We start from the raw sequence: 24,237 nt of genomic DNA on the forward strand, positions 1-24,237 counted from the left end.
TAGGATTGGAGTTTTCAAGCCGGAAAATCTCGTCATGAACCCGATGGAACTGTCTTCGAACGCCCGACAACATTTTAAAACCCTCGTTTTGTTTACCTTGTTACTCAGTGTGACGGGTTGGGTCATGGCCGCGGACGATTATGTTGTGGAATTGGATTGGCCAAGTATGATTATGTCGTTGCTTGGCGGTTTGGCGTTGTTCCTGTTCGGTCTCGATTTGATGATTAAAGGCTTGTTGGCGGTGGCCGGTGAGCGCATGAAACAATTGTTGGAAAAACTCACCGTCAATCGTGTGACCGGCGCACTTTCTGGGACGCTGGTCACGGCGGTGATTCAATCGTCCTCGGTGACGACGGTTCTGGTCGTAGGGTTTGTTTCCGCTGGGTTAATGACGGTGACTCAGGCGGCCGGGGTCATTATGGGAGCCAATCTCGGGACCACCATTACCGCGCAAATCGTGGCGTTTAAAATCACCAATCTGGCGTTATTAATGATTGCGGTCGGGTTTGTGATTCAGTTTGTGGGTAAGTTGAGTCGAACACGTCATCTGGGGGAATTGATTCTCGGACTGGGTTTGATTTTCTTTGGTATGAACGTCATGAGCGACGCCATGTATCCATTACGCAGTTACGAACCCTTTTTGAATTTAATGGTGGAAATGCAGAATCCGTTTTATGGGATTCTGGTTGGGTTGGTGTTCACCGCGCTGGTGCAATCCTCTTCCGCCACCATTGGGATCGTGATTGTGATGGCGAGTAACGGCTTTTTGACCTTACCGGCGGGGATTGCCTTGTCGATGGGGGCGGATATCGGCACCTGCGTGACGGCGATGTTGGCCGCCATCGGAAAATCTCGCGATGCGGTGCGTTCGGCGATGATTCATGTCGGCTTTAATGTGCTTGGGGTGTTGATCTGGTTGCCGTTTATTTCCGTTTTGGCCTATTTAACAGTGTCTATTTCGCCGTCGGTTACACCGGATATCATCACTATGGACACCTTAGCGGAAAACACCCCGCGTGAAATCGCCAATGCCAACACGATTTTCAAATTGTCCGCCTTGTTACTGTTTTTGCCGATGGTGCCTTTGTTTGTCTGGGCGGTCTATAAGCTGTATCCGGTGGTGGAAGACGAAACCAACCAGCGCGAAATCAAACCCAAGTTTCTTGATAAAGGGCTTTTGTCGGCACCGACGATGGCGCTGGATGCGGTGGAAATGGAAATCGACAGTTTCCGGCAGCGCTTGAGCAGTCTTTTCAACCATGCCGTCCAGGCCGATTCGATTACGTTGGATAAATTGACCTTTGAAGATAAATACGTGGAACGGTTAAAGAGCTATCAGCATCAAATACTGCTGTATCTGGGTAAAATCAGTGAAGCGGACCTGGACGAAGCCTTGCAAAATCGTTATCTGAAATTGATTACGGTGGTTAATATTCTCGAATCGATGGTGGAAACCATCGATAATGGCATAGTGCTCGCTAAACACAAAGCCTTCGAGAACAAGTTTAAACCGAGTGAAACCATGACGAATTTACTCGGCAATCTGGCGAAAGAGGTGGGGAAGGGGATGGACAATGCACTATTGTCGCTCACTGAAAAAAGTGAAGACAAAGCCATGTTGGTGTTGTCGGTGAAATCGACCATTGATCATTTGATTCAGGAAGCTTTGAAACACCAAGCACGTTACCTGAAAGCCGACGCGCAACGTATGATGATTTTTCGGTTGGAAATGCAATTGGTGGATGCATTCAAACGTATGCATACCTTGTCGAAACGCATTGCACGTTATCAAATGAGTACGGCAACGGAACAAGATAAAAACTGAAAAATTAATTACTTAAAGAGAGCTTTGCATGAGGTGGATGCACGGCTAAAAATGGCTAAAATCTTCCTGAATGTCGTTGAAAAACTCGTTAATAGCCAGCTATTAGCTTCGTTTCCCGCCTAATTCAGAAAAATTTTATCTCATTTTTTACTCGCACCCCACTCGTACAAAGCTCTCTTAAAAGAGGAAATTCGCATGAAACGCATAATCTTAATTGGATTGACGGCATTGGCTCTGAGCGCTTGCGGTAATAAACAGTTTGTGAAAAAAGCCGATCAAACCCAAGATCAATTTCGTAATGATATGAATTACTGCAAAGGTGAAGCGCTGGGCGCCTGGGATGATCGTAACGGCGTGTCGCAAATCAATTTGCGCAGTCAAACGTCCGGGCAAATGTCCTACGAAGACTGCATGTTGCAAATGGGATATGAACAGGCCAAATAAGTTGGTTTTATAAATCCTGTTTGACGTAGTGAATCAGATTTTCCGGCTGCGTCATTTCTGTATTGGCGTGGTCGCTAACATGGATTTCGTATTCGGTAAAATGGCCGTCTTCCTGTTCCAGTAATTGTTCCGCCACTTTTTTCAGATAGTCTTTATCATTGTGTTTGGTTTTAAATACCAAGCCATGCTTTCCAGTCACTTTCAGTACATAATGCGAAGCATTGACCTCGGGTTCCTTAATCATCTTGTTTAATCTCCCTGAAGCGTGACCACCACTTGGCGATTAAAACGCCCAGTGCGGTGTTCGTATAAAAAAAGGCCTTGCCAGGTACCCATATTCAACTGCCCGTTGGTGATTGGGATGGTATGGCTGGTTTCCGTTAAAAGGGTGCGGATGTGACCCGACATATCGTCGTCCCCTTCGTAATTATGGCGATAATTGGCATCGCCGTCGACAATGTGTTTTTGCATCCAATATTCAATGTCTTCGCGTACCGTCGGGTCGGCATTTTCGGTAATGATCAGCGACGCCGAGGTATGTTGGCAGAACACATGACATAATCCGACATTCATGCCCGATTTTCCGATCACCTGATTGATGTCCGGCGTAATATTGAAGGTACCTCGGTTTGGATTGTTAAAGGTTAAAGTCGTTTGATAGGTTTTCATAAATCCACTTTGTTTCATTCTGTGTTCGTTCGTTTTCAATAGGTTAAATCTAGCATATAAGCCTTGCAACGCCTAGGGTAAATATAATCGGCCCCTAAGATTCCAATGATTAGGGTTTTTCATCCGTTTCGTGAACGGTATAATCCTGTAAACCTTTTTGACTATATAAAAACATCGGACTGTTTATGAACCCATTGCTGCAAATCGACCAATTACCGGATTTTCAATCGTTTCACGTGGAACACATTCAACCGGCGGTGGACACGCTTTTAGCCGAAAACCGGCAAGCCATTGAGGCCTTGGTTGAGGATCCAGCCGAGCCAAGTTGGGAAAATTTTGTCGAGCCGTTGGAAGCGCTCGACAATCGTCTGGAACGTGTTTGGGGGCCGGTCGGGCATTTAGATGCGGTCAAAAACAGCGATGACTGGCATGCGGCTTACACCGGCTGTTTGGAAAGCATCACCGATTACTATACACAAGTCGGGCAAAACAAAGGATTGTTCAAAAAATTTGAACAAGTGGCCCAGTCTGAAGCGTTTGAATCTTATTCGTTGGCCCAGAAAAAAGTGGTGGAAAACGCGCTGCGCGATTTTCGTTTGTCCGGCATTGATTTGCCGAAAGACCAACAAGCGGAGTACAAACGCTTGTCTCAGGAACTGTCTCAACTGAGCAGTCAGTTCGGCAACAACGTTTTGAAAAGTACCCAGGCCTGGTCAAAATCGGTGGAAGATGAAGTCGAGTTGGCCGGTTTGCCGGAAAGTGCTTTGGGCTTGTTGCAACAGTTGGCGCAGCAAAAAGGACAATCCGGTTGGTTGGTGACCTTGGATTTTCCATCGTATCTGGCGGTGATGACCCATGCCGACAACCGCGATTTGCGCGAAGAAGTCTATCGCGCTTTTGCCACCCGCGCTTCCGAACAGGCCGCCGATCCGCAATACGACAATTCCGACAATATCCGTAAGATTCTCCAGTTGCGTCACGAAAAAGCCCAGTTATTGGGCTTCAACGATTACGCCGAGCTGTCGCTGGCGACCAAAATGGCCGATTCCAGCGAGCAGGTCATCGGTTTTTTGCGTGATCTGGCGACCAAATCGAAACCGCAAGCGGAGGAGGAATTGGCCACGCTGGCGGATTTCGCCCGTCGTGAACTTGGGCTGGACGATTTGCAGCCTTGGGATGTGACCTATGCGTCGGAAAAATTCAAAAACGCCACTTTGTCCTTGTCGCAGGAAAAACTGCGTCCGTATTTTCCGGTCACCAAAGTGCTGGCCGGTTTGTTCAAAATCACTCAAACCTTGTTCGATGTGCAGGTCGTGGAAAAACAAACGGTACCGGTTTGGCACGACGATGTGCGTTATTTCGAGATTTTGAATGCCACCGGCGAGCCTATCGCGGCCTTTTATCTGGACTTGTATGCGCGTGAAAACAAGCGCGGCGGGGCCTGGATGGATTCGGCCATCAGCCGATGGCGTCACCCGAAAGGCGATTTACAGGCACCGGTGGCCTATCTGGTGTGTAATTTCACTCCGCCGGTCGGCGACAAACCGGCCTGCTTGACGCACGACGAAGTCACGACCCTGTTCCACGAATTCGGCCACGGTCTGCATCACATGTTGACGGAAATGGAGCATTTCGATGTGTCCGGCATCAACGGTGTGCCGTGGGATGCGGTGGAGCTGCCATCGCAGTTTATGGAAAACTTCTGTTGGGAACGGGAAGGCATTGACGAAATCACCGCGCACATCGACAGCGGCGAGACCTTGCCGTCCGATTTGTTCGAGGCCTTGCAGCAAAGCCGTGGTTTCCAGTCGGCGATGATGATGGTGCGCCAGTTGGAATTCGCCCTGTTCGATTTCCTCGCTCATGCCGATTATCAACCGGACGCGCCGCAGCCGATTTTGGCATTGGCCAAGCAGGTACGTGATGAAGTGGCGGTGATTCAACCGCCGGCGTATCATCGTTTTCCGCAGAGCTTCAGTCATATTTTCGCGGGCGGTTATGCGGCCGGTTACTTCAGTTACAAATGGGCGGAAGTCTTGTCGTCCGATGCGTTCAGCCTGTTTGAGGAAAAAGGGGTGCTGAATCCAGAAATCGGCGTGAAGTTCCGCAACACCATTTTATCGGCCGGCGGTTCGGTACATCCGATGACGTTGTTCAAAGCCTTCCGCGGCCGGGAACCGCAAATTGATGCTTTGTTGCGTCATTCAGGCATCAAAGCGGCCTAGTCCTAGTCCAGCTTCCAAAACCGCCCAGGCCTGGGCGGTTTATTGATTTTTTGACTATTGCATTTGTTTGAGCAATGCGGGATTAAGTTGTTCTGGTGGTATAAATGTAAATATGATACTTGTATCATTATCGCGCGCAGCCATCCAGTAGGTGTCATTTGATGCCATTAAGATTACATCGCCAGGTTGATAAGTTTTTTCTTTCGTTGGATCAACGGTTTCGCCTACACCATAATATAAAGTGCCTTGAATAACGATACCAACCCGAACAGCCTTGTTACCGGGCTTGTGTGGGGAGCCAACTTCTCCTTTTTTAAATGAACGTAACATCATTAAGCTATGGCCATTGGTCTTTTTGGCAAGTTGAGCGATGGTGCCAGTGCTTTTAGGGTGTTTTTCAACTTTTTCTAGGTTGGCTTCAACCGTGTTAAGCAGCATTGATTCATTTTTTGCGATAGCAGAATAGCTTGTGAATACTGCCAAAGTTAAGAAAATAATTCGTTTCACATTAAACTCCATTGGTTGAATTAGACAGTAAAAATAAAATTAACTAAATACGACAAGGTGTATGTAATTAAAATTTTCAATTTTTAAAGTGATTAATTGTTTGTTTATAAGTTTGCGCTAATTGCCAGGCCTGTTGATTAACTGAGGTTTCTACCAACTGTTTAAAAGCAGTTTGTTCTTTTGGTTTTTCGTTAATGAGTTGTTTAACTTGAAATATTAAACCAGCTACTTTTAGAAGTGATTCATGTTCTATTTTGTCTATAAAATTCCGTAAATCGTTTTCACTGGCTTGTTGTATTAGATACCGGTTTACATGGCTATTCAGTTCGAATAGTGTGGTAAGTTGTGTTCCATTCGCTTCGGTTACCTGTTGTTGGATAAGGTCATTAAGGTTGTAGCGTGCACTAAGAACCAGCGCATGGGAACGTAAAAAATCGGCAATAACCCATTCAAGTTGATTAGATGTGTGCAGCAATGTTTGGGCTTGTTGAGTTAAATCAGTCCGTACTGACTCAGGCAATGCTGCAGGAGGATGAGCTAAAGCTTTTGCATGACGAATGAGTTCGATATGTTCATACTGTAAAAAATCATAGTGTGCAACTTCACCTGTTTGAATGCGGTTCATTTCATAAATCAATTTTGGTTGGGCACTTGTTACTTTTCTTAATGCTTCAAGATAATCTTGGTGGTGAGAGGGATTGATTGTTTGTGTCGGTGGTTTATCGTTGATGGAATCCTTTGAGAAAGTCTCTTGATTACAGGCGCTTAAAGCGCTAGTGAACAATATGATTAAATATCCACGAATGAATAACCGGTTCAACAGCTTATTAAAATTTTTCATGTTTTTTATCCGAATACGTGATGCAATATTTTGTTTTGTTAAAAGATTTCTCGAATTGTAGGGGGCATTTTTCCAGTAAGTGACTTTAAAAAGGCCTTAATATCTTTAATGTCATCAGCGTTAACAGAACGTTTTGTATGTTGTGCTATTTGCATTTTAATAGCGGTATCCAGCGTGTTAATACTACCTGTGTGAAAGTAAGGTGAGGAACGCATGATGTTGTGCAAAGTGGGCACCTTTATCATTCCTTTATCTTTTTTACGACCACTTCGAGAATAAATTCCTTCCGTTATTTCACGGTCTTTAGGGTGATAAAGGGTTAATTCGAATTTATGGTAAAGATTTCCGCCTAAATTAATACCATTATGACAAGCGATACAACCATAACTTTGAAATCGTTCTAAACCTCGTAGAGCACTGTTAGATAAGGCGCTTGAATCACCGGATAGATATAAGTCATAAGGCGCATTATTTACGATTAGACCTCGCTCCATTTGAGCGATAGCATGCCCAATGTTTTCTTGAGTTAAGCCATCTGGGTATAAAGTATTAAATCGCGCCTGGTAGTTGGTTTGTCTGAGCTTTTCTATTAAATCAGGCCAGTGGTGTCCCATTTCAATTGGATTTTCAACAGGTTGTTGAGCTTGCTCTTCCAAGTCAAACGCTCGCCCGTCCCAAAATTGACGAAAATTGAATCCACTATTGAATACCGTGGGAACATTAATATCACCTTTTTGTCCATTAATACCGATGGCAACAGGGCGACCATCACCTCCTCCTGAACGTCCGTTATGACAAGAACTGCAAGCAATAGTTCCGTCCAGTGATAGGCTTTTATCTTGAAATAGATCATGACCTAATATAGCTTGCTTATGATTAATATTGATCTCTTTATATGTTGGTAATGGTCGATGAGGCGAGTTTGCTAAGCGGCCATCTTTTCCTGTTGCAAGTAAAGAGGGTTCATTTTTGGCCTTAATAAAATTCCAATAAGCTTTATCTTCATTATCTTTTGGAATTGTGAGTGCTTTAACGGTACTAGCGGTTACCAAAAAAATTAAAAATAACAATATTTTCATTCTTTTAACTTCCTAGTGAATGTCGATTTGATTAATGCATGTCGCGATTTGTTTGACTCATCCAAATGCAGAAGGTTATTAATGGATAAAATGAATTCGGGAACACCAATAGCTTTCTAATTAAAAGTGTTTCATTGATTTCTTTTAATGACTGCTTTGTTAAGGTTTTAAATTCGCGCAAAGTTTTCTATTTTTTAAGCCAGCCAAAAAGGCTGACTTGTTCAATTAAAAATGCATGATTAAAAGCGATAGCTGGCTTGGATTCTAATATCTCGACCGGGTTCATAAACGACTTCATCGTTTTCAAGGTCACCTAAAGTAGTTGTTTCGGAATAGGTTTCATCAAATAGATTATTTACTGCTAAATTAAGTTCTAAGCCTTTCAAAATGTTAGGGCTCCACATCATTTGTATATCATGCACGACAAACCCTTTTCGGTAGAGTTCACCAGAGTTTTTTACGTCAGCAGAAGCTGTTAAGGTGTAACCGAACAAAAGGCTTTGAGTAAAGTTCCATTTGTTATCCCAAACGAGTCGTTGACCTGGGTTAGCTGCGTTTCTTTGGAATGAAGAAGAAATATAAAAATCGCCATCTTTGTCTTCGACTTTCGTATCACTGTAGATTAAAGCTGTCATCCATTTTGACTGATATTGATAGTCCGCTCTGGCTTCCCAACCTTTTGAGGTAATTTCAGGCAGGTTATAGATATTTGTACCGCCAGGAGGTTCTGCACCAATTAGATTATCAATTTTGGTATCGAATATAGACAGTTTAAATTTGATATTATCTCTAGAAATTAAATTTTTGGCTTCATAGTTGAAACCATATTCTTTTCTAACAGAAGTTTCTGGTTTAAATGCGCTGGGGTTTTCATCCAATGTTTTGCCATTATATTTAGCATCAGGATTGGCTAAATGAAGAGCCTGATATGCGACGGGTATCGCTCCCGCAGCTCTGACGGCTTCACCGTAGCTTCCGAAAATAGAAAAGCCATTCCATGCTTTATAAGAAGCTGAAATATTCGGTGAGAAACGGTCTCCTTTTAGTTTGGCAAATCCTTGATCGGCGTCATAAGAATCATGTCGCAAACCAATACTTAAAGATAAGTTATTGATTTTAGTCCTATTTTGAACATATAAACCTAAGTTAGAATTACCAAACTCGATCGGAGATGCAAAACTCCCTTTACTGTTTTCATCTTTATAATCAAAACCAATTGTAAGACGGTTTTCGCTTTTTAAAAAATTGAATTTAGCCGTGTTTCTTAGGTCGAAATTTCGAACTTGGTTATTCATTTTTAAAGCGTCTGTTGTCGCTTTTGAGACTTGGTTGTCCATAGAAGTTCGTCTAAATTCAATTTCTGATTGATTTAGTTTTAATTCTGGGTTGATTAAAGGATTTTGAGATTCGTAAAGATAGTTTATTCCCACCGTATTTCGTATTCTTTTCATATTTGCTAAGGCTTTATCATACTCATTGAGATAGCCTATTTCACTTGAATTATTCCAAGCTCTTTGGCCTTTTATTTCATTACGTTCAGCAGAGATTTTAAAAGTATGGCCTTTTTGATCCAATAGGCTTAGTTTTACCAAGTAATCATCAGCGTCTTCTGCTGTATTACTGTTTTTTTCGCCATTTCCCATGCGATAATCTTCAGATTTAATAGAGCTATAATGTGCCATAATTCCTATATTATCTAAAAATTGAGTATATACAGTTGCAATTGGGTTTTTATATTCAGAAGCTGAACCGTAACCATAGCTAAGCTTTGCGCCAATGCTTTCTCCTGGATCAAGTAAATCCTGAGCGTCAACAGTTGTAAAACGAATTGCGCCGCCTAATGCCCCCGGTCCAGCATCAGCGGCTGGTGCTGTATCCACTTCAACTTGCTTTAATATACTAGGATCTACCTGAATTAAATTGCCTTGCCCCGGATGTGTTGCTCGCCCTTGATCTGCACCATCAATTGTGACATTTAAATTGCTTTGTTCTATGCCACGTAAATATAAGCGTTGTGTCTGGCGAGTCCCGCCACCGCCTACGGTAACCGAGGGGTCTGTTGTAAAAACATCTTTGGTTGAATTTGCCTGAAACCTTTCCATATCTTCTGATGAGATTTCTGTCAAATAGGGCGAATTTTGTTGTAAATCACCCATAACTGTTATTTCACTAAGTGTTGTTTCTGATTTGGCATAGTCTTTTGAATTGATGGTAACGCGTTTGTCACCGTCAAAGTGCGCTTTTAGTTGAGAGCCTTGTAGCAGTTGGTTGAGACCTTGTTTAACGGAAAATTGTCCATTTAAGCCTTGAGTGGTTTTTCCTTCAAGCAGGGCGCCGTCAACACTGAGTAGCAGACCGGAGGTTTTGGCAAAATCAGCTAGGGCGGTTGATAGGTTTCCGGCTGGAATTTGGTAGCTTTGTACGGCGGAAGCGGTTTCGGCGAAAGAAACCGTTGGCGCTAAGGCCAGTGACCCTGCGGTGACGAGTAACCCGCTATGAAGTGCTAATGCGCGCCATAAACGGTTTTTCTGAGTTGTGGGTTTCATGGTTTTCCTTTTAATTTTCAGTAAATGTAAATCGTTTCCATATGAGAAGCCGTACGAAAATTAAAAAAGGGAACCAGGTGGGCTGTTTTATGGTGCTTTTTGTTTGATTGTTTCAGTCAAAACAACAGCCAGGCCTGGTGGAAACCGTTTAAAATTTCAATAAATGTCACGCAAGTAGCCGTTATGTGCCAAAAGCGTTTGGTAATCGTTAGGGGATAAGATGCTTTGCAAGGCATCGTCGACGGCTTTCGCCATAGTATCGGCGCTGCCACACACCAAAATCACCGCACCTTGCTGGACCCAGCTTTGAATCTCTTCCCCGGCCTCGCGCAGCTTATCTTGAACATAGCCTTCCTGCTCGCGGGAAAAGGCGGTGGTCAGTTTTTCAAGCTGACCGTTTTTTAGCCAGTCATTCAACTCGTCTTGATAATAGAAATCAGAAGCTTGGTTGCGTTCGCCGAATAATAACCAGTTTTGATAATGGCCGTGCTGGATGCGTTGTTGCAGATGAGCACGCAAACCGGCCAGTCCGGTGCCGTTCCCGATTAAAATCAAAGGGCCGGAATGGTTGGTATCGAGATGAAACGCGCTGTGGGACTGAATGGTCAGATAGGCGGTTTGGCCGTGCGTGAGTGAATCCGTGAGAAAACCGGACCCTTTTCCGAGTGTATTGTTCTCAAAACGCACTTGACGTACCAAAAGCTGTAAGCCGCCGGTTTCCGGAATGGAGGCGATGGAGTACTGACGTGTTTCGGTGGTTTGGTTGTCTTTCAGAGTAAGTTCAACCAAATCGCCCGCTTGCCAATCAACGGTTTTTGCATTGGCCGGTTCAAAGCACAAATGGTAGGTCGGCATGCCTTGGCTGCCGGGGTTTAGTAAAGTGCGTTCGGTTAAGCGCCATTCATCCGGTTCCGCGATTAAGGATACTTCGCGATTTCCGCCGAGCTGAATCAGCAAATTCTGCCAGGCCTGGAGGTTTTTCGGATTTAATTTATCGACCGTCGTACAAGGTTGAAGGGCGGTTGCGCCGCTTTGGCGCATCCAGTTATCCAAAGCCAAACCAAAGGTACAAAAATGCTCGTAATGGCGGTCACCCAAGGCCAGTACGGCAAATTGAAGGTCGGGTTTGAAATCGACTACGGCTTCAAGGTGTTTGACAAAACGTCGGGCGCTGTCCGGCGCTTCGCCTTCTCCAAAGGTGGAGGCAATCAATAAAATCAGGGATTTGTCGGCCAGTTGTTCGGGCGTTAATTCCCCCAAACCGGTCAGACTGATTGCTCGGTCGGTGTCTTGTAATATTTGCCCGGTCAACCAGGCCAGTCGCTCGGCACTGCCGTTTTGGCTGGCATAGACAATCACCGTGTCCGCCTGTGCCAGCGGCACGGTTTTGAGGTTGGCTTGTTGTTTGGCTTCACGACGCAGTTTGGCGGTTTTACGACGATCCATATACAGCATGAAGCCGGTAATGCCGAACAGGGGTAATGATAAGGCGGTGATGAATAATAGAATGCGTCCAGGCAGGCCGAAAAACTCGCCAGTATGTAAAGGTAACATGCTGGACATGATTTTTTCGTTAAAGGCTTTATCTTCATAACGTTGGTGTTTGATAGCTTGCCAGTTTTTTCCTTCTAGAACTAATGTGTTTCGGGCGCGGGAATGTGCCGGCTGTGGATCAAAATATTGGAATTCGTAGCGGTTGGTGTTTTTGGGCAGTCGTAAAGTGGCGTGGCGGTATCCATTTGTGGCAAGGTGTTGTTCAAATGCCTGCCAGGCCTGGTCGATTTGCATTGAATTGGCTTGGGTTGATGATGGCCCGGCCGGTTGTTTTTGGGGTGAGGGTTTGGCCTGTTTGGAACCGCCGCGTACCGGTTTTGATACGCCGGTGATGGCATAGAGGCCACTCCGGTACCAGTCGTAGGACCAGTAAAGTCCGGTGAAAGAAGCCAGTAATAGAAAAATCAGTACCCAAGTGCCGATGACGGCATGTAGATCGGATAAGAAGCCGCGTCCGGTTTTTTGAGGGTTGAAAGTTAACCAGGTTTTGAGACGGTGCCAGGTCTTCGGCCATCGTAGATAGAGGCCTGACAGCACCAGCACGATTAAAGCAAGCGTGGAAGCACCGACGATTTGTTTGCCGGGTTTATCCAGTAAGAGCCAACGATGCAGCGCCATAACCGTATGAAAAAAATCGTGACCGATTTCATCCTGCCATCGTACTTGACCGGTATAAGGATCGACATAGCGGGTTTCGCCGCGTCGCGCCCGTTTGCCGGTGCCGGGCAATGCAAAATTAACGCGGGCCGCTTCGAAAGGGTCTTTCGAAAACGTCAGGGCGTTCACGGTTCGGTCGGGATGGGCTGTTTGGATGCGAGTCAACAAAGTTTGCGGCGATAGCCGAGTGGCGTTTGGTTGGGGTTTAACCGTTATTAAATCGGTGTTCAGTAGGTGAACGATTTCGCGTTCGAATGATAAAATTGCACCGGTGGTGCCGACAATCATCAGGATCAGGCCGGCGGTGATTCCAAGGATCCAATGAATTTGGAACCAGGCGTTTTTAAATGTCATTTTGTTTTTCTTGTGCAAGCGTGTCGAGCGAAGCACCAGTTGAAATCGGTTTCACAATGCATTCACCATGAAGTTGGCGCATGATAAGCTTTCGTTAAACGGGTCCAAAACAAGAAGGCATTGGCTTTGGTTTGGGTTCAAATTGGCGCTCATCTTTGAATAAAGCCGAAACAGATTTGAAAAAGGGAACCGTCAATAAGCATTTTATCGGTTTGGTTTATGGGTGCGATATGTATGGGTGGCATGGGAAAGGTCCGACGGTTATTGATGATTCAGAATGCCCTGTGTAAACCGTCCTGTCATGGAAAAATCTGCCAGGCCTGATGTTGGTTTTGATGGATATCCAGATTTAAGGCATTGGCAACAGATTCCAATGTCTGTGAGAGGTTTCGGGTGGAGAAGGTGCCGACCAATCGACGCTGATTCAGCCGTTCATCCAGTTCAATATTGTGTTTGGAGTAACGCTGCAATTCTTCAATGAAATCAATCAATGGCCAGTTGTCGACCACGAGCAGGCCTTTGGTCCAACTGGATCGGAAAGACTCGGCTTTTTCAACCAGACCGATGGCCGTGGCTGTGAAACCCACTTGCTGACCGGGTTGTAATGTTTGTTTTTGCCCGTGTAGATTTTCAATGTCGACTTGGCCGTCGAAGACCGCGATGATGGTATTTTGAAAGCCGCTACGAACGCTGAAGCGGGTGCCTCTGGCCGTCATTTGACCTTGTGCCGATTTAACGAACAGTCTACGTGGAGTTGGTCGATAATCCGGGGCGGTTTGTACTAGGATTTCGCCGTTTCTCAAGTAAACACCGCGTTGTTGCGCATTGTAATCGATATCGACGCAGGTGCCGGTATTGAGCCAGACTTGTGATTGGTCGGCCAATTGCAGTCGGTCGTTTTGGCCGATATCGGTTTGGTATTGTGCCGATAAGGCGAGGATTTGAAAGGCTAACTGTTCAGCATAGTGTGATTGTGCCAAATAGCCGGCGCCAAACAGGCCGAGCAGGCCGACGGACAGCTTTTTCAATGCCGCTCGTCTCCCCATGCCTTTGGGCGCGTTTAATGCGGCCCTGGCCAGGGTCGGGTCGAGACCCGACAGGTGTCTTCCGGCTTGCTCAACCCGTTGCCAAGCTTGGCCGTGCTTTGGGGATTGATTCAACCAACGGTGCCAGTCATTTTTGTCTTTTTCACTGACCGACTCGTCGTTTAAAATGGCGTACCATTCGCAGGCAGAGGCCAGGGCGTGGTGTTCGTGTTCTTTATTCAACGGCTTTCTCCTCGTCCGCAGCGAGAATACAAGCCATCATGGCTTGGGCCATGTATTTCTTGACCATGCGTTCGCTGACGTCCAGCTTGACGGCGATTTCACGGTATTTCAAACCGTCGAACTGCGCCATCATGAAAGCCCGGCGGGGTTTTTCCGCTAAGCTCGATAAGGCTTGATCGATTTTGAGCAGGGTTTCGATGATTTCATTGAGGTGTTCACTTGACGGGGTCGTGGGTTCCGGCATAGCCGAGATGGCATCCAAATAGGCTTTTTCAATTTCTTCGCGTCGCCATTTATCGATTAGAAGGCCTTTGGCAATGGTTGCCAGATAGGCTCGGGGTTCTTTGCATTTCAAGCATTGGCCGGATTTTCTCAAAATTCGGACGAATGTATCCTGTGTCAGGTCTTCTGCGGTATGTGGGCAACCGGCACGATGACAAATCCAGCCTTGCAGCCAGCTTTGGTGTTCGGTATATAAGGTGACGACGGGAATACGATTCAGTTCTTCACTCATAGCGGAAAATATAAGGTAATGCTGATAAAAAATAAATGATAACACATATCATTTTTATTTTGTTTATTGGTGATTAATTAAAACCGCCAGGCCTGGCGGTTTTTTAATGTCCAATTTATTTCCCTTTAAATAATGCGTATTTATTCGCAAGGATGCGACAATTTGCCACATTGTACGTTCAACCGTATCCGATTATTCTCTTCGCCGAATTTAATTATAAAAGTTGAGTAAAAACAAACAATTATAAATAAATTTTTATAGTTATAAGTATTTACTTATATGTTTTAACTTATGTTTAGGAGAGAGTAATGTTGGAAACGATAGGGCTTTACCCCAGTTGGTACGTTCCGGTAATCGGTTCGGCTTGGGTGATGGGCATCATCGGTACGATTCACGTCTTGGCTTCGCATACGTCGGTGGGAGCTTCTTGGCTGTTTGCTTTGTTGGAAACCAAAGCGGTCCGTGAAAATAAACCGGAACTGATGGAGTACATTCGTAAATACGGTGTGTTTCTATTGGTGTTTTCGTACATTATCGGTTCGATTACCGGGCCGGGTATTTGGTATGCGATTACGGTGGCTTCGCCGCGGGGTGTGGGCGGTTTGATTCATAACTTTGTTTGGGTTTGGGCCGCGGAATGGGTGTATTTCACGGTGGAAGTCATTGGTGTGTATGCGCTGGTGTACTTGATTGGGAAAATCGATCCGAAAACGCATTTGAAATTGACCTGGTCGTTCGCGATTGCGTCTTGGGCAACGATGCTCCTGATTGTGGGGATTCTGTCGTTTATGATGTGGCCGGGCAATGAATCCTGGTATCAAACCGGCTCTACGTTGGATGCGTTTTTCAATTTGAATTTCTTTGCCCATTTGGGATTGCGTACGGCGTTTATGTTTGCGATTGCCGGTGCGGTGGGCGGCATTCTCGCGGCAACCATGAAAAACGATGAAGTGCGTATCGAAATCACCCGTTTTTTGTCGAAAATGGGCATCGCCGGGCTGTTTTTAGGCGTGATTATGTGGATGTGGTATATCCAGACGCTACCGGAAAACGCCAAAATTATCATGCAGACGCAGTTGCCAAGTTACATTGCACCGACGTTGTTCGGGGTACTGGGCGCGATGCTGTTTTATTTTGTGTGGACGGCCTGGAAGCCTTTGCAATTACGCCAAGGGTTTGCCGTTGCGATGACGGCGGTGATCGCCATTGCCGGACTTTGGCCGGAAGAGCGTTCCCGTGAATCGATTCGTAAACCCTATGTGGCCGGACAGTATGTTTATTCCAATCAAACCATTTCTCGCGATGTGCCGGGCAAACAAATTACCTCCAATTTGCCGCTGATTGCCGAAAAAGGCGTGTTGGCGACGCATCCGTTTGCGCCGACGTCATTGCGTCAGGTGACCGATGCCAACCGTTTGCAGGCCGGTGAATTTATTGCCAAGGTGATGTGTGCCAATTGCCACAGTATGGAAGATACGGGGCTGAGACCCATGGTGGAAAAACTCCACGGTTCGACCGATGTGGCCATGATTAAGGCTTATCTGCAAGGCGCTCTGGCGCAAGGGCTGGTGCCCTACATGCCGAAAATTCCGTTACCGGAGCATGAGCAACAGTTAGTGGCGGAATATCTGGCCTCTTTGTCCCGTCAAACGCAAACCGTCGCGGAAACGGCTCAGTCCGATTCGAAAATTGTGGCGTTGAAAGGAGAGAAATAATGGAACTTGATAGTCATTCAATTGCGACCACCTTGCAGGTATTACGCGATCCGGCGGGGATTCCAACGCATCCGGTGGTGTTTCAGGTGTTGATGATCGCCACCTGGATGTTTCACATTTTGTTTGTCAACATTGCTTTGGGCGCAGCGGCTCTGTCTTTGTATGGATTCACGAAGCGTCAAAATCCACATTGGGAAAGACTGTCCATCGGTATGACCAAGGCGACTAAAGTTAGCGTGAGTTTGTTGGTGGTGTTGGGGGTGGCACCCTTGTTATTCACTCAGGTCATTTATGACCCTCAATGGTATGTGTCCAATGTGCTGTCGGCCGGTTGGGCAATTGCCTTTATTTTCACGCTCATCATCGGTTATTCCAGTTGGTTTGTGTTTTATTTCAAAAATCACGCCGGTGCCAAAGGGAGCATACTGGGTTGGGGGATTCTCGGCTTGGGTATGTTTTTATTGGACGGTTTCATTATGCACGCTCTGTCCTATCAGGCGCTGTTACCCGAGCAATGGATGCAATGGTATGCGCCAAACGGTGAGGTGAATATGTCCGGTAGTGAGATCCATGCCTGGCAACCGGCACGTTTCTTCTTTTTTATCGCCATGAGCATCACCGTAGTGGGCACTTTTTTGAAAGCCTATGCCCATTACTACAAGGTTCGTAAGGACTATAACGAGGATTATCGTTACTTCGTCAATCATCTTGGCTCCAAAATCGCCTTATCCGGTTTGAGTTTGCAGTTGTTGATGTTTATCGGCTGGTTGTTCAGTGTGTCGGATGCGATTCCGGTGTTCCATAATCCGGCTACCTGGTTGATGTTATTGGTGTTGCTGATTTTGGGATTCCAATTGTTGATGCAGTGGAACAAACCCAGTCGAACCAGCTATCAGTCACTTTTGATGGCCGCGTTGATGGCGTTAATGGTGGCGGTTTTCCGCGAAGCACTTCGTGTGCAATACATGTTGCCGTTTGGTTACGACATTTTGGATTACAAAGTCATGGAAGATTGGCCGAGTACGGCGCTGTTCTTTTTGACGTTTATCGGCGTTGGCGGACTGGTCGGCGGTTTTTATTTAACCGCGATTTATAAAGCGGGCCGCACCGAAGGCATGTATCAAGCTTCCGAACCGGTTGCGAAACTGGGCACCTCCGCGGTGGGCATCCTCGTGGTGTGGGTAGCGATTTTCTTCCTGACCGGCATCTGGGTTTGGTTGCAAAATGCGATTTAATTGAAAAATGGATAAGGAGAGAGTAATGAAAAAACAATGGATTTTATGGAGTGTATTGGCATTATGGCCGTTGCAAGGGCTGTCGGCCGATATTGCACAAGGTAAAGCGAAAGCCGGTGTGTGTTTTGCCTGTCATGGTGAAACCGGCCAGGCGATTTTGCCGCAGTATCCGAACTTGTCGGGGCAAAGTGCCGCCTATTTGGAAATTGCACTGAAAGGCTATCGGGATGGACGTCGAACCGATCCGATGATGGCACCGATGGCAAAAGCCTTGACGGATCAGGACATCGCCAATATCAGTGCCTACTTCGCTTCCATTCGATAGTACGGAAGCCATTTCTTAAAACCGCCAGGCCTGGCGGTTTTTTAATGTCCACCCCATTTCCTTTTTAAAGTCAGTATTTAATTATAGGGTGCGACAATTTGTCGCATTGTATGTTTTCGTCTCGGTTTCTAGAATGGCTTCCTCGTTTGTCTTAGTAAAATTCAGTAACAAGGATGGTTCTTTATGAAAACACGATTTTTAGCCGGAATGGCTTTTTTGGCGACGGCACTTTTGACGGGTTGTGGGGGCTCTAGCAGCAGTAGCACGGATGATGGCGGCGATACTCCGGCATCTCAAGAAACAACACTGAAAATCCCCTTTACGGCTGTGGCCGGTGAAACCGAAATCAGTTGCGGAACCCCTGTGAGTGGTTTAGGTTCATCGGATACGTCCGGTGAATTTCAGTATGCGGCCTGGTTTGTGTATGACGTGAAACTGGTGACGGAAGCGGGCGATGTTGAAACTCAGATGGTTGAAAACGATTTTCAAAATGCCGATTACGATTTTGCTTTCTTAGAATTCCGGGACATTCTTGGCGGATGTACGAATGCCGATCAGCAACCCTATCCAACCAACAATATGCTGACAGTGACAGCCAATGTGGATGCTTCTCAAGTAAAAGGCATTAAGTTTAAATTGGGCATGCCTTATGAGCCGAACCATACCGTTGAAAATAAATTTCAACAGGAAAAAGCCTATTACGCTATGTTGTGGAACTGGCAGGCCGGTTTTCGTTTTATGCGTGTTGACTTGATTCCAAACGGTGGGTTTACGCAAGGCGGCACTTTGTATGAAGACAAAACTTATAACTTTCACCTGGGTTCAACCGGTTGTGAAGGCGATCCAGTGGCGTGTGCACAACCGAACAATACAACCGATTTTGTTTTAACCAATGATCAATTTGTGGTGAATGAAAGCGGTACCGGCACCAAGGTTAAATTTGATTATTCTGAATTGGTGTCCGGCATGGATTTGACGGTGGATGAAGGCGGTTCAAAAGGCTGTATGTCGGCTTTGCAGGATCCGGAATGTACGCCGATGTTTTATAACTTAGGCATTCCGTTGGGTGACAAGGTCGGTCGTACCGATCAGCAGGTTTTCTCGCTTCAGTTGAACTGATCCATGCCTCGCCTTGCTTTTTTTGTACTGCTTTTGACTTTGATCGCCGCGCAAACCGGCTGTCAGGGCATGAGCAGTGAAACCACGATTTCCGACCCGTCCGGCGATGCCGACGGGTCGTTTGATTGGAATGTGCCCAAAGGGACGCCTTTACCGGTGGTGCCCGACGATAATCCGGTCACGGAAGAAAAATTCCAACTTGGACGACATCTTTTTTACGATGTGCGTTTGTCGGGCAACGGCACGAAATCCTGCTCGTCCTGCCATTTACAGCACTTAGCTTTCAGTGATGGTGTGGCACGTCCAAGTGGTTCCACCGGCCAAATGCATCCGAGAAATTCTCAAGCCTTGGTCAATGTGGCTTATTTTCCAACTTTAAATTGGGCCAATACGGCGACAACCCGGCTTGAACTGCAAATTCCGGTGCCTTTGACCGGTGATGATCCGATTGAATTGGGTGTCAATGAAACCAACAGTGAAGAAGTGTTGGATCGTTTTCGTCAAGATCAACGTTATCAGCAGCTTTTCGCAGACGCTTATCCAGACGAAGAAGACCCTTATGACTTCCATAACATCATCTACGCTCTGGCGACCTTTGTACGCGGTTTAAACAGTTTTAACAGCGATTATGACCGTTACTTGCAAGGCGATTCCAATGCATTGACGGAATCGGCCAAGCGAGGCATGAACTTGTTTAACGGCGAGCGGTTGGAATGTTTTCATTGTCATGAGGGCATTACGTTCAGTAATGCTTATCGTGATCGTACCCAACAAAGACCCGTGCCCATCGAATTCTTCAATAACGGTTTGTATAACCTGGATGCAAACGGGAGTTATCCCGAAGGCGGTGAGGGCTTGTTTGACATCACTCAAAAGTGGTCGGATATGGGTAAATTTCGCCCGCCAAGCCTGCGAAATGTCGAGTTGACGGCTCCCTATATGCACGACGGTTCCAAAGCGACTTTAGAGGAGGTTGTTGCGCACTATGCGGCAGGTGGCACGGTGACGGAATTCGGACCGAATGCCGGAGACGGCCGCTCCAATCCCAATAAAGCGTCGGAAATTGTCAGCTTTGACATTACCGAAGCGGAAGTGAACGATTTGGTGAATTTTTTAAAAAGCCTGACCGATCATGACTTTATTAATAACCCGCGTTTTTCCAACCCGTTTTTAGAAGAATAAATTTTATGCAATATGTTTTATGGATTTGTCTGGCATTGATATGGTCGTTCAATGTGCAGGCACATGGCGTGAAGTTGGCTCCACAGGATGCCAAATACGCCATTTGGTCATCGGCGAGTTTCACGTGGAACTCCAATGGTGCCGTAGGGAATAATGAATATTGGCGTATTCTCGGTTTGATGATGGGCGGCGATGCCACGCCGGCTAAGGAAGGCATGAATCTGGACGATGCTTTACTAGGCGGTCATTATGCTTTTAACGATAAAGCGAAAGTGACCGCAAAACTTGGCGTTCACAGTGATGACGGCGATCATCATGCGGCTGTGAATCTGGAAAATTTGTTTGTCAGTTATCAAATGGTCCAGTCGTTTGGTGTCTCCTTAGGGCAGATGGAAGCGAATTTTTCGCCCACGGCATCGTATCATGCCAGTTTGCAGCCAATGGCTGAAGCGCCTTTGGTGGCGGACGCCTTTTGGGGTCGAAGCTTTCATGATGTTGGAGTCAATGCAGTTTGGAAGCCGGTACCGCAATTAAGCATCGGCCTGGAAGCTTGGGATGGACAGTCTTTTCCGGCGACACCCGGTGACAAAGGCGGCGCTCAGGATGTTTATTTGCAATGGTTACAGCATTGGCAAGGTTGGCATTTACAAGCTGGTATCTGGGGCATGCGAGCCCAAGCTTATCAGCGAGGGGATGACCGTTATACGTCGGGCCATTCGCACAGTTCGGATTTTAAAACCTTACCGACCGACGTTCGCTTTACTGGCGATACGACCTTAACAGGGTTGTGGCTACAGGTAATGACGCCGACTTGGCAGGCCTGGCAGTTTCAATTGCTGGCGGAAGTGGTGCATTCTGAAGCGGATGGTGACATTTTGGATGCGACACGACAGGCAGATTACACCAATGACAATTATGGGTATTATGTGATGCCCACTTTGGTATGGGGTAATCATCAATTCAGTTATCGCTATGAAATGCTGTATTTAAAAAATGACGTGACCGGTGCGGCGGCGGAAATTTTGGCCAAAGAGGCGAATTTGATTAATGATAAAGACCCCAGTCGACAAACGGTGCAATGGCGTTGGCAAATCAGTCAGGATTTTGCTTCACGTCTGGCGTATGTGTATGACGACACGTTGCCTAAAGCGACGGAACGTTACAGTTTGGGCATTGTTTGGCAGTCGTTATTATTCAGTTCGCTATAGAGTTATGTTGAAAGTAAGGCATTAAAAAACCGCTTTAAAAGCGGTTTTTTTATCTGTTAAATTGACAACAATTTTTACATCATTGGATAGATGGACGCCAGCTTGTCGAACTGTTCTTTGGTAAGGATTTTTTTCATGTTATCCCGACAGTCGATTTTGGTTTCCGCTACCTGACGACGCAACGTTAAGGTTTTCTCGAATTTTTTCATCAACTCCGCTTTGGATTCACCCGCCAAGGCGTCCTGAATCAAGTCTTTTTCCAACGTTCGGATTTCGTTGAACAGGCGAGACATTTCCTGGCTATGGGCTTTTGGCCAGGCTTTGATTTCAGCGACTTGTTTCGCGCTTAAACCCAGTTCCGCGGCATTTTTAACGGCAATGCCGGTCAGGTTCGGCAAAGCCGGATTGGCGTGCATTACCAAACGCATGGCATGGCTGTCTTGACCGTTGCTCAACATTTTGCCGGACATCATTCCCTGCTGCATGTGGCCTTTCCCGCCCATCATCGGTTTCATCAGGGGTTTTCCGATGGCATCGATGGTTTTGGTGGAACCATCGTCAAATGTCAGGTCGATTTTGATGTGTTGGTCCTCTTTTACCGGCTCGGTAAGGTTGATCAGCATAATGTGGAAGCCACCGGGTTGCAAAGCGGTTTTTTGGCCGGCCGGTAAGTCGATCTTCGGCACCTGGCGCATGCGCATCACGCCGTTGTCGTGAATGTGAGTATGCAGTTCGGTGACTTTGTTAATGTAGGCTTTGGCCGACACCAGGGCATGGTCTTTGGAACCGGTGTTTTCAAGCACCATAAAAGCGGCGGTGGCCGGCGCACCCGGCGGTACCATACGAACGTAAGGGTTTTCGATCTTAATGGTGTCGGCGACACTGGCGGCCCATGCTTGGGCGTTGAGGCCAAGGCTGAGGATTAAAGCGAATAAAACGGACGATTTCATGTACAACTCCTAATTGGTAATGATGATGAAACGATAAAAAACCCGCCCGACCGCTACGGTAGGCGTTTGAGTGTCATTTTATGGGATGTTCGAGTTTGCCATTCATTTTAACCTGTGACATTTTGTCGCACCAGAAAAATGTGGTTATTTGTTGACGGGTTTTTTTTGCAATTTACGTTGTAGCGTGCGGCGGTGCATGTTGAGGGCGCGAGCGGTGGCGGAAATATTGCCGTTGTGTTCCATTAACGTCCGTTGAATGTGTTCCCATTCGATGCGCTTTGGCGACATGGTGTCGTAATGATCCGACAGCATAGTGTCGGTTTCCGTTTCGTCGGTGTCCAGTGCCAGTGATTTGAGAATGTCGGGTAAAGTGGCCGGTTTGCATAAATAATCACAGGCGCCGTGTTTCATGGCTTCCACCGTGGTGGCGATGCTGGCGTAGCCGGTCAGTATCACCACCCGGCATTCCGGCTGCCGATCGACAAGATACGCCAGCAATTTCAAACCGCTGTCGCCTTGCAGGTTCAGGTCGAGAATCGCACGTGAGAAGCGCGTAGTGTCGATCAAATCTTGAGCCGCACTCACGGTATCGGCGGCATGGATTTGATGGCCTTGGCGCTGCATCATGCGCGTCAGCGTCGTTAAAAAAGCGCTGTCGTCGTCCACAATCAAAATATCGGTCATATCAGTCATGGGAGGGCTCCGTGATGCTTTTGGGGAGTCGGATTTCCGCACGGGTTTCGTTTTCGGTGCGTTCGAAATGCAGTTCCCCTTGATAACGTTCAACAATCATTTGGGTCAGATACAGACCAATGCCTTCACCGTCGTGTTGCGCAAGCGGTCGTTTGCCGAGTTTCGACAGTTCCGTTTCGCGCAACCCTTGGCCGTGATCGACGACTTGGAAAACCAAGTCGTTATCGCTTAATTCACACCGTAAGGCGACGTAATCCGGGCTGTAACGGGCGGCGTTTTCCAATAGGTTCAATACGGCCAACGATAGACTGTTGTCGATATGAAGAACTATGGTTTCGGCCGGTATTTCCATGGGCAGTTCTTGCATGGGGTATAAGAGGGTGAACTCTTCTTTGACGTCGGCCAGAAAGTCCGTCACGTTACATGAAAAACGCCCAGGCCTGACCGACCGGTCGGCTTTTCGGCGGATATTGCTCAGTGCTTTTTGACAGACACTGAGTTGATTGGCCATGATGTCGAGGTCCTGTCGTGCCTGTGGTGACGGGCAGATTTGCCGTAAACTGCTTTCAATCAAGGATAGGGTGTTTAATGGTGTGCCGAGCCGATGAGCCGAGGAAGCCGCAAAGGTGGCCAGTGCCAGCAGATACTCATGTTGCAGCGCTTGTTTCTGGTTTTTCAGCAAATCCTGTTGCTGGGCTTCCAGTTTTTGCCGCAGTGGAAAGACAATCATCATCACCAGTACCGAAATGCCAAGAAAAACGGCGGCGGAACCGCTCAAGTGCCAGTAGAAGAACGCATTGAGGCTGGGAATTTTCATACTCATAATCGGCACATAAAATCGATTGAGCAGAAAATAGATGGCGGTGGATAATAGAATCAGAATGAAAGCGGGCTGGCGTGAGAAGATGACGAGGCCGATGGCGATGGGGGCAATGAGTAGGTGTATCAACGGGTTGATGGCACCACCGCTGTCGTAAAGATAACCGCCCAAGACCATCAGTGAAAACACAAACAGCGCCAATACCTGGCCTTGAGGTAAGCTTTTGAATCTTGGTAAACCGAGATACAGCAAAAAAGTACCCATCAGTTGCAATGGTAACCAGAGCAGATACATTCGGTCAGGCAAATGGATATGGTAAACCCAATGGAACCAAGATAAGGCCAGAACCAATGCACAGGATAGGAACAGCATGTAATGGGCGAAAAACTTCAGTTGGTGGGCTTGTAATGGCGTGTGCCACCAACCGGGTAATGAAATCGGCATGGTTTGCAATCGGGTATTCTTAGAATAGGGTATTGTAACCATTGGTTCGGGTGCGAGCCTGAG

General features: G+C 46.6%; 21 protein-coding genes. 9 read left to right on the plus strand and 12 right to left on the minus strand.

The genetic code is table 11. The annotated features are described in order from the left end of the window. Nucleotides 1–34 precede the first annotated feature (34 nt). Complete coding sequence (locus tag AC0KH7_RS12140) at nt 35–1,825, plus strand: Na/Pi cotransporter family protein (protein ID WP_472373723.1); 1,791 nt, start codon at nt 35–37, stop codon at nt 1,823–1,825. Nucleotides 1,826–2,020: 195 nt separating this feature from the next. Further along, nucleotides 2,021–2,269 (plus strand): hypothetical protein, encoded by a 249-nt coding sequence (locus AC0KH7_RS12145; protein WP_472373724.1) that lies wholly within the window; start codon nt 2,021–2,023, stop codon nt 2,267–2,269. A 7-nt stretch (nt 2,270–2,276) separates the two neighbouring features. On the opposite strand, the gene AC0KH7_RS12150 is transcribed toward AC0KH7_RS12145, so the two are convergent. Both AC0KH7_RS12150 and AC0KH7_RS12155 read right to left on the minus strand, forming a co-directional pair. Then, a complete protein-coding gene (locus AC0KH7_RS12150; RefSeq protein ID WP_472373725.1) occupies nt 2,277–2,513 on the minus strand; it encodes a hypothetical protein in 237 nt (78 codons plus the stop codon). Between the two features lie 5 nt (nt 2,514–2,518). Then, nucleotides 2,519–2,956 carry a secondary thiamine-phosphate synthase enzyme YjbQ gene (locus AC0KH7_RS12155; RefSeq protein ID WP_472373726.1) on the minus strand — a complete coding sequence of 146 codons (438 nt, stop codon included), beginning with the start codon at nt 2,954–2,956 and terminating at the stop codon, nt 2,519–2,521. 167 nt (nt 2,957–3,123) lie between these two features. On the opposite strand from AC0KH7_RS12155, the gene AC0KH7_RS12160 reads away from it, so the two are divergent. Beyond that, on the plus strand, nt 3,124–5,163 hold the full coding sequence (locus AC0KH7_RS12160) for a M3 family metallopeptidase (protein WP_472373727.1): 2,040 nt from the start codon (nt 3,124–3,126) through the stop codon (nt 5,161–5,163). A 54-nt stretch (nt 5,164–5,217) separates the two neighbouring features. On the opposite strand, the gene AC0KH7_RS12165 is transcribed toward AC0KH7_RS12160, so the two are convergent. From AC0KH7_RS12165 to AC0KH7_RS12195, 7 genes are all read right to left on the minus strand, one after another. Beyond that, on the minus strand, nt 5,218–5,670 hold the full coding sequence (locus AC0KH7_RS12165; RefSeq protein WP_472373728.1) for a cupin domain-containing protein: 453 nt from the start codon (nt 5,668–5,670) through the stop codon (nt 5,218–5,220). A gap of 76 nt (nt 5,671–5,746) precedes the next feature. Further along, nucleotides 5,747–6,511: a DAHL domain-containing protein gene (locus tag AC0KH7_RS12170; RefSeq protein ID WP_472373729.1), complete on the minus strand. Its 765-nt coding sequence runs from the start codon at nt 6,509–6,511 to the stop codon at nt 5,747–5,749. Between the two features lie 38 nt (nt 6,512–6,549). After that, nucleotides 6,550–7,590 carry a cytochrome-c peroxidase gene (locus tag AC0KH7_RS12175; protein ID WP_472373730.1) on the minus strand — a complete coding sequence of 347 codons (1,041 nt, stop codon included), beginning with the start codon at nt 7,588–7,590 and terminating at the stop codon, nt 6,550–6,552. Nucleotides 7,591–7,829: 239 nt separating this feature from the next. After that, complete coding sequence (locus AC0KH7_RS12180; protein ID WP_472373731.1) at nt 7,830–10,136, minus strand: TonB-dependent receptor; 2,307 nt, start codon at nt 10,134–10,136, stop codon at nt 7,830–7,832. A 156-nt stretch (nt 10,137–10,292) separates the two neighbouring features. Continuing rightward, nucleotides 10,293–12,701: a PepSY domain-containing protein gene (locus AC0KH7_RS12185; RefSeq protein WP_472373732.1), complete on the minus strand. Its 2,409-nt coding sequence runs from the start codon at nt 12,699–12,701 to the stop codon at nt 10,293–10,295. A 299-nt stretch (nt 12,702–13,000) separates the two neighbouring features. Continuing rightward, nucleotides 13,001–13,969, minus strand: a complete 969-nt coding sequence (locus AC0KH7_RS12190; RefSeq protein WP_472373733.1) for a FecR domain-containing protein — start codon at nt 13,967–13,969, stop codon at nt 13,001–13,003. Continuing rightward, nucleotides 13,962–14,483: a sigma-70 family RNA polymerase sigma factor gene (locus AC0KH7_RS12195; protein ID WP_472373734.1), complete on the minus strand. Its 522-nt coding sequence runs from the start codon at nt 14,481–14,483 to the stop codon at nt 13,962–13,964. Before AC0KH7_RS12195 ends, AC0KH7_RS12190 begins: the two co-directional genes overlap by 8 nt. Nucleotides 14,484–14,791: 308 nt before the next feature. Between AC0KH7_RS12195 and AC0KH7_RS12200 the strand changes: the two genes are divergently transcribed. The 6 genes from AC0KH7_RS12200 to AC0KH7_RS12225 all read left to right on the plus strand — a co-directional run bounded on the left by AC0KH7_RS12200 (nt 14,792) and on the right by AC0KH7_RS12225 (nt 21,267). Then, nucleotides 14,792–16,198: a c-type cytochrome gene (locus AC0KH7_RS12200; RefSeq protein WP_472373735.1), complete on the plus strand. Its 1,407-nt coding sequence runs from the start codon at nt 14,792–14,794 to the stop codon at nt 16,196–16,198. Next, complete coding sequence (locus tag AC0KH7_RS12205) at nt 16,198–17,433, plus strand: hypothetical protein (protein WP_472373736.1); 1,236 nt, start codon at nt 16,198–16,200, stop codon at nt 17,431–17,433. Before AC0KH7_RS12200 ends, AC0KH7_RS12205 begins: the two co-directional genes overlap by 1 nt. 25 nt (nt 17,434–17,458) lie before the next feature. After that, the gene (locus tag AC0KH7_RS12210; RefSeq protein WP_472373737.1) at nt 17,459–17,758 is read left to right on the plus strand and encodes a c-type cytochrome; all 300 of its coding nucleotides are present in this window, start codon (nt 17,459–17,461) and stop codon (nt 17,756–17,758) included. A 183-nt stretch (nt 17,759–17,941) separates the two neighbouring features. After that, entirely contained in the window at nt 17,942–18,877 is a 936-nt protein-coding gene (locus AC0KH7_RS12215) for an MbnP family copper-binding protein (protein WP_472373738.1), read from the plus strand. 3 nt (nt 18,878–18,880) lie between these two features. Continuing rightward, the gene (locus tag AC0KH7_RS12220; RefSeq protein WP_472373739.1) at nt 18,881–20,059 is read left to right on the plus strand and encodes an MbnH family di-heme enzyme; all 1,179 of its coding nucleotides are present in this window, start codon (nt 18,881–18,883) and stop codon (nt 20,057–20,059) included. Nucleotides 20,060–20,064: 5 nt separating this feature from the next. Next, on the plus strand, nt 20,065–21,267 hold the full coding sequence (locus AC0KH7_RS12225; RefSeq protein WP_472373740.1) for a hypothetical protein: 1,203 nt from the start codon (nt 20,065–20,067) through the stop codon (nt 21,265–21,267). A 74-nt stretch (nt 21,268–21,341) separates the two neighbouring features. Here the strand turns inward: AC0KH7_RS12225 and AC0KH7_RS12230 are convergent, their stop codons facing one another. From AC0KH7_RS12230 to AC0KH7_RS12240, 3 genes are all read right to left on the minus strand, one after another. Further along, nucleotides 21,342–22,217 (minus strand): copper chaperone PCu(A)C domain-containing protein, encoded by an 876-nt coding sequence (locus AC0KH7_RS12230; protein ID WP_472373741.1) that lies wholly within the window; start codon nt 22,215–22,217, stop codon nt 21,342–21,344. A gap of 144 nt (nt 22,218–22,361) precedes the next feature. Further along, nucleotides 22,362–22,910, minus strand: coding sequence for a response regulator transcription factor (locus AC0KH7_RS12235; protein ID WP_472373742.1), 549 nt, complete (start codon nt 22,908–22,910; stop codon nt 22,362–22,364). After that, complete coding sequence (locus tag AC0KH7_RS12240; RefSeq protein ID WP_472373743.1) at nt 22,903–24,216, minus strand: sensor histidine kinase; 1,314 nt, start codon at nt 24,214–24,216, stop codon at nt 22,903–22,905. The genes AC0KH7_RS12235 and AC0KH7_RS12240 overlap by 8 nt, the downstream gene beginning before the upstream one ends. Nucleotides 24,217–24,237 lie beyond the last annotated feature (21 nt).

It is taken from the genome of Hydrogenovibrio sp., assembly GCF_965140365.1.
Taxonomy (GTDB): domain Bacteria; phylum Pseudomonadota; class Gammaproteobacteria; order Thiomicrospirales; family Thiomicrospiraceae; genus Hydrogenovibrio.